At 70.4% G+C, this 12,129-nt stretch carries 12 protein-coding genes and 2 pseudogenes; 7 read left to right on the top strand and 7 right to left on the bottom strand.

Annotated features, from left to right (window positions below):
- A pseudogene (locus QH270_RS06735) lies at positions 1-875 on the bottom strand (hypothetical protein); the annotation flags it as partial.
- A gap of 237 nt (positions 876-1,112) precedes the next feature.
- Between QH270_RS06735 and QH270_RS06730 the strand changes: the two are divergent.
- A complete protein-coding gene (locus QH270_RS06730; RefSeq protein WP_280339567.1) occupies positions 1,113-2,603 on the top strand; it encodes a SpoIID/LytB domain-containing protein in 1,491 nt (496 codons plus the stop codon).
- A 44-nt stretch (positions 2,604-2,647) separates the two neighbouring features.
- Here QH270_RS06730 and QH270_RS06725 read toward each other — a convergent pair whose 3' ends face one another.
- Entirely contained in the window at positions 2,648-3,148 is a 501-nt protein-coding gene (locus QH270_RS06725; protein ID WP_280339565.1) for a MarR family winged helix-turn-helix transcriptional regulator, read from the bottom strand.
- A gap of 102 nt (positions 3,149-3,250) precedes the next feature.
- Between QH270_RS06725 and QH270_RS06720 the strand changes: the two genes are divergently transcribed.
- Positions 3,251-4,195, top strand: coding sequence for an EamA family transporter (locus QH270_RS06720; RefSeq protein WP_280339563.1), 945 nt, complete (start codon positions 3,251-3,253; stop codon positions 4,193-4,195).
- Between the two features lie 21 nt (positions 4,196-4,216).
- Here the strand turns inward: QH270_RS06720 and QH270_RS06715 are convergent, their stop codons facing one another.
- A complete protein-coding gene (locus QH270_RS06715; RefSeq protein ID WP_280339562.1) occupies positions 4,217-4,843 on the bottom strand; it encodes a TetR/AcrR family transcriptional regulator in 627 nt (208 codons plus the stop codon).
- Between the two features lie 106 nt (positions 4,844-4,949).
- On the opposite strand from QH270_RS06715, the gene QH270_RS06710 reads away from it, so the two are divergent.
- Positions 4,950-5,663, top strand: a complete 714-nt coding sequence (locus tag QH270_RS06710) for an SDR family NAD(P)-dependent oxidoreductase (RefSeq protein ID WP_280339560.1) — start codon at positions 4,950-4,952, stop codon at positions 5,661-5,663.
- A gap of 68 nt (positions 5,664-5,731) precedes the next feature.
- On the top strand, positions 5,732-6,490 hold the full coding sequence (locus QH270_RS06705) for a MerR family transcriptional regulator (RefSeq protein WP_280339559.1): 759 nt from the start codon (positions 5,732-5,734) through the stop codon (positions 6,488-6,490).
- On the opposite strand, the gene QH270_RS06700 is transcribed toward QH270_RS06705, so the two are convergent.
- From QH270_RS06700 to QH270_RS06685, 4 genes are all read right to left on the bottom strand, one after another.
- On the bottom strand, positions 6,466-7,977 hold the full coding sequence (locus QH270_RS06700) for a sensor histidine kinase (protein WP_432420308.1): 1,512 nt from the start codon (positions 7,975-7,977) through the stop codon (positions 6,466-6,468). The genes QH270_RS06705 and QH270_RS06700 overlap by 25 nt on opposite strands.
- A gap of 29 nt (positions 7,978-8,006) precedes the next feature.
- Positions 8,007-8,723, bottom strand: a complete 717-nt coding sequence (locus QH270_RS06695) for a response regulator transcription factor (protein WP_280339556.1) — start codon at positions 8,721-8,723, stop codon at positions 8,007-8,009.
- A gap of 66 nt (positions 8,724-8,789) precedes the next feature.
- Positions 8,790-10,325 carry an alpha,alpha-trehalose-phosphate synthase (UDP-forming) gene (locus QH270_RS06690; RefSeq protein WP_280339568.1) on the bottom strand — a complete coding sequence of 512 codons (1,536 nt, stop codon included), beginning with the start codon at positions 10,323-10,325 and terminating at the stop codon, positions 8,790-8,792.
- Positions 10,326-10,393: 68 nt separating this feature from the next.
- Positions 10,394-10,552, bottom strand: a complete 159-nt coding sequence (locus QH270_RS06685) for a hypothetical protein (RefSeq protein WP_019044795.1) — start codon at positions 10,550-10,552, stop codon at positions 10,394-10,396.
- Positions 10,553-10,725: 173 nt separating this feature from the next.
- Here QH270_RS06685 and QH270_RS06680 point away from each other — a divergent pair, with 173 nt between their 5' ends.
- From QH270_RS06680 to QH270_RS06670, 3 genes and pseudogenes are all read left to right on the top strand, one after another.
- The gene (locus QH270_RS06680; RefSeq protein ID WP_110037435.1) at positions 10,726-11,559 is read left to right on the top strand and encodes an alpha/beta fold hydrolase; all 834 of its coding nucleotides are present in this window, start codon (positions 10,726-10,728) and stop codon (positions 11,557-11,559) included.
- 117 nt (positions 11,560-11,676) lie between these two features.
- Complete coding sequence (locus QH270_RS06675; RefSeq protein ID WP_022565839.1) at positions 11,677-11,913, top strand: MbtH family protein; 237 nt, start codon at positions 11,677-11,679, stop codon at positions 11,911-11,913.
- A gap of 126 nt (positions 11,914-12,039) precedes the next feature.
- Positions 12,040-12,129, top strand: a pseudogene (locus QH270_RS06670) (phosphatase); the annotation flags it as partial.

Below are 12,129 nucleotides of genomic sequence, written 5' to 3'. Positions count from 1 at the left end.
GTCCATGAACCAGTCGTGGGGGCCCCCCCCCGCCGGCCGCCCGGCGCGCCCCCCCCCCCGCCGCCGCGCCCCCGCGGGGGGCCCGCCCCGCCCCCCCCCCGCGCCCCCCCCCCCCCCCCCCCCCCCGCCCCCCGCGGGCGGGGGCCGACCGCGCCGGGGGAACGGGCGGGAGTGTCGGGGGTGGTGCCGGGTTCCAGGTTGGCCGGGTCGGCGATGAATTTCGTGCCGGCCGGACGGTTCTGGGCGACCGGGCCGCCCGCGGGGGCGGTGGTCGTCGGGGTCGCGGTGGTCGGCGCGGGCGCGGCGGGAGCCGGTGCCGGGGCGGGCGCGGCGTCGGCCGGAGCCGGTGCTGCGGGGGCCGGGGCTTGCGCGGCTGGTCCCGGCGCGGCCGGTGCGGGCGCGGGTGGCTGGGTCGGCGGGGCGGTCTGGACCGACGTGCTCGGGGCCGGTGGGCGCCCCGGCGCGCCGTTCTGCTGCGCGGGCGCGCCGTTCTGTGGAGTCGGCGTCGCCGTCGTCGTCGGCTGGGACTTGTTCGGAATCGGCGGCAGCGGGATCTCGGTGGGTAGCGCCACGCCCGGCGGCACCGGTAGACCCGGCGGCACCGGGATCGAGGTCGGCAGCGGCAACATCTGCAGATCGGACAGGTGCAGATCGGGCAGGTCGAGGCCGGTCAGCTCACGCAGCGGGATCGTGATGTCGGGAGCCGAGTTCAGCGCGACCTCTGCCAGCTGGGTCGGCACGGCCGCGAGCTGGGAATCGTTGGTGCTGCGGTAATCGGTCGAATCGCTCAGTGCGAACGCGCCGATGGGCGCTGCGACCGCGAGCGTGGTGACCACCGGGAGCACGTAGGAACGTTTCGGCTTTCGATATCGCACGTGCCTTCTCCAATCAGGGTCGAGCTCGTAGACCTTGGTGGCATCCGGAGCATTCCCGGCAAGTGATGCTTGCTTCCTATCGCCTCACACACCACACTAGTTAACATACGTCACACATCTCAACCTCTACTTGAGGATTATGTGATTGCTCGAATGTAGCCTTCGGAACCCGCTCGGACACGACGACATGCCGACGCGAGCGCCGCCGGTCGAACCTCGAAACCGTGGGAGCGCAAGATGAGAGCCGACTTCAAGATCAACCGCAGCACCCGCCGCGGCACCAGGCGCCGCGCCGTGCCGATGCTGCGGACCGTGCCGCTGCCGGTGCTCGTCGGCGGCTCCGCGCTGGCGCTGACCGGCGCGATCGGGCTGTGGCAGGTGCTGCCAGGGCAGATCACGCCCACCGTCGGGGCCGGTCACGGACGCGGGATGAGTCAGGTCGGCGCCTTCGACAACGCGCGTGCGGGCTGGAGTGCGGAGGAGATCCTCGGGCACTACTACCCCGGCGCCGAATTCGGGCAGATCGGGCAGACGACCATCGGCGTCCGATTACAGGCGCAGGACGACGCCACCCTCGACACCTTCGCCGCCGCGGGCGCGCAGGTCGCGGGCCGGTGGATCGGCCCCAACGAGGCCGCGCACCTCACCCCGCTGCCCGACGGCGGCGCCAGCGTCGTGGTGACCTCCGGCTGCGACGGTGAGGTGCTCTGGCAGGCCGCGACCGACGACCCGTTCGTCTACCCCGTCGACGCCGGGCCGGGCAGGCCCGCCGACGAACACCTCACGCTGTGCGGCGGCACCGCCTATCGCGGCGCGCTCGGCGTCGCGCTCGAGAACGGCGCGTTCCGGACCGTCAACCAGGTCGATCTGGACGACTATCTGGCCGGCCTGCTGCCCGCCGAGATGCAGGCGAACTGGGCCGACCAGGGCGCGTTCGAAGCCCTGCGCGCCCAGGCCATCGCGGCCCGTTCCTACGCGCTCGCCGAGAACCGCTACGCCTACGCGCAGACCTGCGACACCACCGACTGCCAGGTGTATCCGGGGACGGTGAAAGAGGACGCCCGCACCACCGAGGCGGTCGCGGCCACCGCGGGCACCGTACTCCTGCGCGACGGGCTCATCCTGCGCACCGAGTACTCGGCGGCCCCCGACGGCGGCCGTCCCGCCGACATCGAGACTTTCGCCGTCGGGCCCGCGCCCGACGAGCTCGTCGAAACCGCCCCGGCGCCCGCGGCTCCCAGCGAGCCGACGCGGCCCGACCCGACCATCGAGGCACTCGCGGGCGAGAGCGCGATCGACACCGAATACCGCCGCATCGGCGGTCCCGAGAGCACGATCGGCGCGCCCATCGGCCCGGAAATGCTGCTGCCGCAGCGCGCGGGCACCTACCGGATGTACACGAACGGCGTCATCATCGCGACCAAGACCCTGGGCGCGCAGGTGGTCGATTTCTCGACGCTGCTCCAGTTGGTTCCGGACGTAGCCGATCAGTTGCCACCGTCGGCGTCAGCCGACTCGGACAGCCCCGAAGGCGTTGCGCCGCAGGGTGTTACGCCGGGCGGTCAAACGCCCCTGGCGCCGGGTGAGCAAGCTCCTGGCACGCCGGGCGGGCAGGCCCAAAGCGCGCCGGGTTGGCAGGCGCCGACGGATCAGATTCCGGCCGGACAGGTGCCCGCGGAAAGTGTTCCGTCCGAGCAGGTTCCGGTGCCACCGGCGCCTGTCGCGTAGGAACCCGAACAGGTTCTGGCGAAAGGACTTTCCGGAACCTGCGATCAGTCGAGCGTCGTGTCGTCCAGTCCGACGGCGAGAGCCCGGAGCAGGCCTTCGAGTTGTGCGCGATCCTCGCTGCCGAGGGCGGCGAGCAGGCGCTGCTCGTTCGCCATGTGCAGTGGCAGGAGGCGGTCGACCAGGGCACGGCCCTCGTCGGTGAGCTGGACGAAGACCGATCGCCGGTCGTCGGCGGAGGGGGCGCGGCGGACGAGGTTCTTCGCGGCCAGACGGTCGATGCGATTGGTGATCGCACCCGAGGTGACCATGGCGGCGCGGTTCAGCGCGCCCGCGGTGAGGCCGGTGTCGCCGCCGGAGCGGCGCAGCGTCGCGAGCACGTCGAACTCCCAGAATTCCAGGCCGTGAGCTGCGAAGAAGTGCTTGAGTTCCTGATCGAGCAGGCGGGAGAGCCGGGTGATCCGGCCGACGATCGCCATGGGTGACACGTCGACGTCCGGTCGCTGGGCCGCCCAGTGCTCGGTGATCAGGTCGATCGCGTCCCGCATGCGGTTTCCTCTCGATTGAAACTCTTAACGTTCATCTACTTGACGTTGAGCCGGTAGGGCGAGTAGATATTTCAACGTTGAGATTATCAATCAGGAGCGAACATGACGATCGCGACCCGCCCGGCCGGTTACGCGGGCACCCTCGCACTCACCGCCCTCACCCCCATCGTGTGGGGCTCCACCTACGCGGTCACCACCGAGTTCCTGCCGCCGGACCGGCCGCTGTTCACCGCGCTCACCCGCGCACTGCCCGCCGGGCTCGTGCTGCTCGCCCTCACCAGGACGTTGCCGCGCGGCGCCTGGATCGGCCGGGCCGCGGTGCTCGGCGTGCTCAATATCGGCGCTTTCTTCCCGCTGCTGTTCGTCGCCGCGTACCGGCTGCCCGGTGGCGTCGCCGGGGTGCTCGGCGCGGTGGCCCCGATGTTCGCGCTCGGTCTCGCCACGGTCCTGCTCGCCGAGCTGCCGACCCGGCGCAAGGTGCTCGCGGGCGTGATCGGCGTCCTCGGCGTGGCGCTGGTGGTGCTGCGCGGCTCCGCCGAACTGGACCTGGCCGGTGTCGTCGCCGGACTGGCCGGGGCGGCCTCGATGGCGGCGGGCACGGTGCTGACCAAGAAATGGGGACGCCCCGACGGTGTCGGGCCGCTGGCCATGACGGGCTGGCAGCTCACCGCGGGCGGGTTGTTCATCCTGCCGCTCGCGGTGGTGATCGAAGGCGCTCCGCCCGCCCTCGACGCGCAGGCGATCGGCGCCTATCTGTACCTCGGCATCATCGGCACCGCGGTGGCCTATTGGCTGTGGTTCCGCGGAATCTCGCGCGTACCAGCCACTTCGGTGGCCTTCCTCGGCCTGCTGAGCCCGATGTCGGCGGCCGTCATCGGCTGGATCGCGCTCGGCCAGGCGCTCACTCCGCTGCAGATCCTCGGCCTCGCGATCGCCCTCACGGGGACCGTGCTCGGTCAGATGCCGTCGAAGACGCCGGTTCCGGCCCCGGTGGCCGCCGCCCCCGCGGTATCGCGGCCACCGGCGATGGTGGGCGCACCGCGCTGACGAAGGCCGATCGACAGCAACTCAGCCGCGCATCACCTGCATCAACTGGTCCTCGCTGAGGGCCGGAACGGGCAGGGGGTGCGCGGCTTTCGCGCGCAGGCCGTCGAGGATGAGGGCGAGATTGCGCCGCCACAGATCGGGGGCGACGCTCGCGGTCGCGGCTACGACGCTGGTGTGGGACCAGGTGATGAAGGCGATGTCCTCGAGCGTCCAGTCCTCACGCAGGGCGCCGGCTTTCTGCGCGCGGACCACGATCCGGCGCATCAGGTCGTGGCCGTGGACACGGGCCCGCTCCAGCGCCGGGCTGGGCGGATTGCGCAGGGCGAGTTCGCCGAGGATGCGGTCGTCGGCGTGCAGCGCGCAGATGCCCTCGACCAGGTGGACGAACGACTCCCACGGATCGTCGATCTCCAGCGCCCGCTCGGCGATACGCGTCCCCGCGCCGAGGCGATCGTCGACCGCGGCCGCGATGAGCTCGTCGCGGGTGGGAAAGCGGTTGTACAGGGTGCCGATCGCGACGCCCGCCCGGGCGGCGATGTCCTTGAGCGGCGCGTCCAGGCCGCGTTCCTCGAAGAGCTCGCGGGCCGCCGTGACCAGTGCGTCGCGATTGCGCTTGGCGTCGCTGCGCAGCGGCTTGTCCTCGGGCATTCGCCGATCCTACAAATCGGTGCGGCGAAATATCTTGAGCCATGGTTCAAGTTAGTGCTACGTTGCGGATAATTTGAACCAACCCTCAACTTATTGGAGTAGCCGGATGAGCACACTCGCGATCTTCGGATATGGACCAGGTCTCGGCGCGGGCACGGCGCGGGCCTTCGGGCGCAACGGCTTTCGGGTGGCCGCGATCGGGCGCGACGCCGGCGCGGCGGCCGAACGGGTGGCGGCATTGCGGGCGGACGGGATCGATGCCGAGCCGTTCACGGCCGACATCACCGAACCCGCCCAGCTGACCGAGGTGATCGCGCGGGTCGAGGAGAAACTCGGGCCGATCGAGGTCGCGGTGCACGCGGCCGCCGCCGGGATCTCGGTCCGCAGCGCGTCGACCCGCGAGGTCGACCGGGCCGCGCTGGAGGTGCCGTTCGCGCTCAAGGTGTATTCGTCGATCCAGCTCGCCGGCGAACTCCTACCCGGGATGATCGCGCGCGGTCGCGGCGCGCTGCTGTTCTCCTCCGGCGCGTCCGAGCGGACCCTGCAGCCCTACCTGGCCAATATGGGCGTCGCCCTCGGCGCGCAGCGGGCCTACGTGCGGCAGCTGGCCGCCGAGCTCGACGGGACCGGCGTCTACGCCGGGCTGCTCGCGATCGGCTCGCTCATCGAGAACAGCGCGGTGCAACGCCAGGTCGACGCGCGGCCCGAGCTGATCCCCGACGGGGTGGTGCTGCCGCGCATCGGCAACGCCGAAGTCGGCGCGCGGTACTGGCGGATGTACACCGAACGCGACACCGTCGAGGTCGAGATCGGGTTCTGACGTTCGGTGTTGACATTGACGTAACGTCAACTTGCAGACTGGTCTCACCGACGAGAAAGGAGCTGGTCATGGCGGGTGAATGGGCCATCCAGGACCTCGCGAAGGCGGCGGGTACCACCAGCCGGACGCTGCGCCACTACGGGCAGCTCGGCCTGCTGGAGCCGAGCCGGATCGGCGCCAACGGCTACCGCTATTACGACCAGAACTCCCTGATCCGCCTGCAGCGCATCCTGCTGCTGCGCGAACTCGGCCTCGGCCTTCCGGTGATCGCCGAGGTTCTCGCCGGTGAACAGGACACCGCGGGCGCACTGCGAACCCACCTGGAACTGCTACGGCAGCAACAGGATCGGATCGCGCGCCAGATCGAGTCGGTGTCGACCACGTTGCACAAGACCGAAAGAGGTGAACCACTCATGGCCGCAGAGGTTTTCGACGGCTTCGACCACACCCAGTACAAGGACGAGGTGACCGAACGCTGGGGCAAGGAGGCCTACGAGAGCGGCGACCGCTGGTGGCGCTCGCTGACCGAGGCCGACAAGCAGGCCTTCAAGCAGGCCCAGCTCGACATCGCCGCCGACTTCGGAAAGGCCCACGCCGCAGGGCTTCCCGTCGAGGGCGAGACCGTCCAGGCCATCGTCGAACGGCACCGCGCCTGGCTCGGCGACGGCACCCAGGGCAGGCCCGTCACCGACGAGTACCTGCTGGGTCTCGGCGAGATGTACGTCGCCGACCCGCGCTTCCGCAAGAACTACGACGTGCACGGCGACGGCACCGCCGAGTACATCCTCGAGGCCTTCCGTGCCTACGTCGCGGGGAAGTCGGCCTGAGGGGTCGGCGGTCGTGCGGCCGGGTGATGAGGTGAGCGGGGCGCGGGGGGGTGGGGGCCGGGCCCCCGGCCCCGCCCCCCGCCGGGGCCGCGGTCGTTCCGGGGGAGCCGGACCACGAATGTCGCGCCACCGCCCGGTGTCGGCGTGACCTCCACCGTGCCGTTGTGGGCCGCCACCAGCGCGGCCACGATGGAGAGTCCCAGGCCGGTACCGCCGCTGCTTCGGGTGCGGGAGGTGTCGGCTCGGTAGAACCGTTCGAAGATCCGGGCGGATTCCTCCGGCGACAGTCCGGGGCCGGTGTCGGCGACCTCCAGCCGCACCTCGTCGTCCGCCGGGGTGAGCCGGACGGTGATCGTCGTGCCGTCCGGCGTGTGTGTGCGGGCGTTGTTGAGCAGGTTGGTGAGGATCTGCCGGAGGCGGTGCTCGTCGCCGAGGATCTCGAGGGTGCCCGCGCCCGCCACGACGTCAAGGGTGATGGGCCGGTGCTCGCCTGCGGCGGCCTCGACCGCGCGGGCGCTGTGCACCGCGTCGCCCGCGATCGCGAGCAGGTCGACCGGCCGCAGGTCGACGGGGCGTTGCGCGTCCAGCCTTGCCAGCATCAGCAGGTCCTCCACCAGCAGGCCCATGCGCTGGGCCTCGTGCTCGATGCGGTGCATGAACAGCGCCGGATCGTCGGTCGCGCCCTGCCGGTACAGCTCGGCGAAACCGCGGATGGTGGTGAGCGGGGTCCGCAGCTCGTGGCTGGCGTCGGCGACGAAACGGCGCATGCGCGCCTCGGATTCGCGCGCCGCCGACTCGGAGGCCTCGGTGGCGGCGAAGGCCTGCTGGATCTGGGTGAGCATGCTGTTGAGCGAACGTGAGAGCCGGTCGACCTCGGTGTCGTTGCCGCGCACCGGAATCCGGTGGTGCAGTGCGCCACCGGCGATGGCGGCGGCGGTCGCCTCCACCCGGCGCAGCGGCCGCAAGCTACCGCGCACCACGAAATAGGCGGCCACCGCGAGCACGATCAGCACGACGGCGCCCACGATCACCAGCAGCACGACGAGTCTGCGCAGCGTCTCGGTGTTCTCGGCCAGCGGCCAGGCGACCGTCGCCGTCGCGTGGTGACCGCGCACCGTCAGCACTCGCCACAGCTCGGACGGGGCGCCGACCGAGCCGACCGTGACCGGCTCCAGCGCCGGGGGATCGGGCAGCGCGGGCGCGGCGTCGGTGCCGAAGACGTTGTCCAGGGTGATGTTCCTGGTGCCGTCCGTGCTCACGGCGTGCACGTAGTAGCGGCCGGGCGGCTGGGTGTCCGGTGCGGGCGTCGGCAGCGGCGCCGGAATGCCCACCCGGCGTTCCCATTCCATCGCGGCGTCGGTGAGTTGCTGATCGGTGCGGTTGCGCAGCGAGTTCTCCATCGCCTTCGTGACCACGAAACCCGAGGCGACCAGTCCGAGCCCGGCCAGCAGCACCAGCGTCACGACCAAGGTCACCCGGAGCGGGATGGCCGAGAGTCGAACGCGCAGAAGAGATGTCACCGCTTCGCTGGTTCCCGCATCACGTACCCGACTCCGCGCAGGGTGTGGATCAGCCGCTGCTCGCCGGTGTCCACCTTCTTGCGCAGGTACGAGACATAGGTCTCCACCACGCCGACCTCACCGCCGAAGTCGTAGCGCCACACGTGATCCAGGATGCGCGGCTTGCTGAGCACGCTGCCCGCGTTCACCATGAAGTACCGCAGCAGCGTGAACTCGGTGGGGGACAGGGCGACCGGCTCGCCGGCCTTCCACACCTCGTGGGTGTCGTCGTCGAGTACGATGTCGGCGAAGCGCAGCCGGGTGTTCGCGGGGGCTTCGGCGGCCTGACCGGAACGGCGCAGGATCACCCGCAGCCGGGCCACCACCTCCTCGAGGCTGAACGGCTTGGTGACGTAGTCATCGGCGCCGAGGGTGAGGCCGGTGATCTTGTCCTCGACCTCGTCGCGCGCGGTCAGGAACAGCACCGGCGCGTCGATGCCGTCGGCGCGCAACCGGCGCAGCAGGCCGAAGCCGTCCATGCCGGGCATCATCACGTCGACGATCAGCGCCTGCGGACGGAACGCGCGCGCCCGGTCGAGGCCCTCGGCGCCGTCAGCGGCCGTGGCCACCTCGAACCCCTGGTAGCGCAGACTCACCGCCAGTAGTTCCACGATCATCGGTTCGTCGTCGACGACGAGCACCCGCGCTTCGGGTGCTGCAGGCACACCGCTCATGGATGCCATGGTCCACCACCCCGCTGGGAGATGGCTGGACCATGGCTGTGAGGTTGCTGTGTGCCGTCAGCGCGATTCGCCGAAGACGTCGGAGTCCTCGCTGAGCAGGGCCGATCCCGCGATGTTGCCGTGTGAGAGCGAATCCAGGAAGGCGCGCGCCCAGCGTTCGACATCGTGGGTGAGCACCTGGCGGCGCATCGAGCGCATCCGGCGGCGCTTGGTGTCACGGTCGTCGTCGAGCGCGCCGACGATGGCGTCCTTCACGCTGTCCAGGTCGTGCGGGTTGCACAGGTAGGACTGGCGCAGTTCGGCCGCCGCGCCGGTGAACTCGCTCAGCACCAGGGCGCCGTTGAGGTCGCTGTGGCAGGCCACGTACTCCTTGGCGACCAGGTTCATGCCGTCGCGCAGGGGTGTCACCAGCATGGCGTCGGCGGCGACGAAGAAGGCGATCAGCTCGTCGCGGGGGATCGGGCGATGCAGGTAGTGCACCACCGGGTAGCCGACGCGGGCGAACTCGCCGTTGATCCGGCCCACCTGCCGCTCGATGTCACCGCGCATCTTGATGTAGCTCTGCACGCGTTCCCGGCTCGGCGTGGCCAGCTGCACCATCACCGTCTCTGCCGGGTCGACCCGGCCCTCCTCCAGGAGTTCCTGCAGCGCGTTGAGCCGGATGTCGATGCCCTTGGTGTAGTCGAGGCGGTCGACGCCGAGCATGATGTTCTTCGGATTGCCCAGCTCTGCGCGGATCTTGGCCGCCCGCTCGCGCACCGACCGGCGCCGCGAGTGCTCGTCGAGTTCGGCGGAGTCGATCGAGATCGGGAACGCACCAACCCGCACCGTGCGGAAGCCGACCTGCACGACACCCAGCTTGGACCGCACGCCGATGGTGCCCCGCGAGGTGGGCTGACCGGCCAGCCTGCGGGCCAGATAGAGGAAGTTCTGCGCGCCGCCGGGTAGGTGGAAGCCGATCAGGTCGGCGCCGAGCAGGCCCTCGACGATCTCGGTCCGCCACGGCATCTGCATGAACAGCTCGACCGGCGGGAACGGGATGTGCAGGAAGAAACCGATCGTGAGATCGGGGCGCAGCATCCGCAGCATCTTCGGCACCAGCTGCAGCTGGTAGTCCTGCACCCAGACCGTCGCGCCCTCGGCGGCCACCTTCGCGGTCTCCTCGGCGAAGCGCCGGTTGACCTCCACGTAGGCGGCCCACCAGGCCCGGTCGTACACCGGGCGCACGATCACGTCGTGGTACAGCGGCCACAGCGTGCCGTTGGAGAACCCCTCGTAGTAGTCCTCGACCTCCTGCGCCGTCAGCGGCACCGGATGCAGTTCCAGCCCGTCCTCGATGATGGGCTGCACCTCGACGTCGGGCACGCCGGCCCAGCCGACCCAGGCCCCCTTGTTGCTGCGCAGGACCGGCTCCAGCGCGGTCACCAGACCGCCGGGGCTGCGCTTCCAGCGGGTCGTCCCGTCGGGCAGGCGCTCGAGGTCGACCGGCAGCCGGTTGGCGACGACCACGAATCCCGAACCCGCCCCACTCGGTGTGGGCGCGACGGACTCGCTGTTCTCGGACGGACGGTCGTTGGACTGTTTATCGATCATCTGGTCCACTCACGCAATCCTTTGTGCGTCGCAGGGTCCCGCTTTGAGGTTGTGGTAGTCGGGGAGGGTCAGCTGGGGCCGATGCCGAGCATCGACAGCAGCATCCGGCACTCGTCGGCGTCTTCGGCGTACGCCGCGACGACGCGCTGTGCCTGGCGAGCGGTCTCGTCGGCCAGTGGCTCGAGCTCGTCGTCGGCGATGTCGTTGGCGCTGCTCTTGGCGGCCATAGTGGTACGTCCTCCCGGTTTCCAAACGCTCTGCGTGCGAGTAGTCAATACTATCGGTCGCCGGTGCACGGCCGATGAACTCCCGACCCGATCACCCCACCCCGGTGCAGTGTCGAGGCGGTCCCGTTACCGTGGGCATCGGAGAGTTCGACCCCGCAGAGAGGTTTTGTTTCATGCCACTGGCCACGGTGAACGGCATCGCACTGAACTATCAGGTCAAGGGCGACCGTACCAAGGGCACCGACGTCAAGGGCGGCGGTCCGCTGGTGGTGTTGATCATGGGCACCGGGTCGCCGGGTCGGGTATGGGAGCTGCACCAGGTGCCCGCCCTGGTCGCGGCCGGGTACCGCGTCTGCGTCTTCGACAACCGGGGCATCGCGCCGTCCTACGAGGGTGCGGGCGGCATCCGGATCGAGGAGCTGGTCGCCGATACGGCCGCGCTGATCGAGTTCCTCGACGAGGGTCCGGCCCTGGTCGCGGGCACCTCGATGGGCGCGCGGGTCGCCCAGGAGCTGGCGCTGGCCCGCCCCGACCTGGTGCGCAAGGCCGTCTTCATGGCCGGCCACGGCAGACTCGACCAGTTCCAGAAGACCCTCTCGGCCGGTGAGCAGGACCTCGACGCCGCGGGCGTGAAGCTGCCGCCCAAATTCGAGGCGGCGCTGACCGCGGTGATGAATCTGTCACCCGCGACCATGGCCGACACCAACGCCGCCCGCGACTGGCTGGACCTGTTCGAGTTCACCGGCGGCACCGCCACCCCCGGAATCCGGGCCCAGCGGGCGATGGACCACGAGTTCGACCGGGTGGCCGCCTACCGCGCGATCACGGTGCCGTGCTTGGCAATCGGCTTCGCCGATGACAGAATGATCCCGCCTTACCTGTCGCGGGAGGTCGCCGACGCCATCCCGGGCGCCAGGTACCAGGAGATCCCCGACACCGGCCACTACGGCTACCTGGAACGTCCCGAGGCGGTCAACAAGATCCTCCTCGATTTCTTCGCGGCTTGACAGCTCAGGCTGAGGTAACCACCAACGCGTAACGTCAGCCTTGCTAGTGTCGACACAACGCCCGGGTACGCACTCGGAGCGATCCCGTACACAGCGCCAGTATCCAGTGAGGTGAAATTGAGCACCAACCCCTTCGACGACGAGGACGGCCGCTTCTTCGTTCTGGTCAACGACGAAGAGCAGCACTCCCTGTGGCCCGCGTTCGCGGAGGTCCCGGCGGGTTGGCGTGTCGTGTTCGGCGAAGAGAGCCGGGCCGCGTGCGTCGAATACGTCGAGAAGAACTGGACCGATATGCGTCCCAAGAGCCTGCGCGACGCGATGGCCGCCGACGATGCGGCCCGCGCCCAGTCCTGAGCAGTAAACACCGATACTGCGCCGGGACCCAGCTGAGCGCGGGGGGGCGGGGGGGGGGGGGGGGGCCGCCCCCCCGCCCCCCCCCCCCCCCGGGGGGGGGGGGGGGCCGCGCCCCCCCCCCCCCGCCCGCCCGGCCTGACGCTGGTGCGCGGCATGGAGATGTCGTGCCAGGGGATGGGGGAGGACGGCTGGCCGGTCCCGGTGCATCTGCTGGCC

It is taken from the genome of Nocardia neocaledoniensis, assembly GCF_029868625.1.
Taxonomy (GTDB): Bacteria; Actinomycetota; Actinomycetes; order Mycobacteriales; family Mycobacteriaceae; genus Nocardia; species Nocardia neocaledoniensis_A.
The sequence above is the reverse complement of the archived record's forward strand: the minus strand, read 5'-3'. Positions and strand labels throughout refer to the sequence as shown.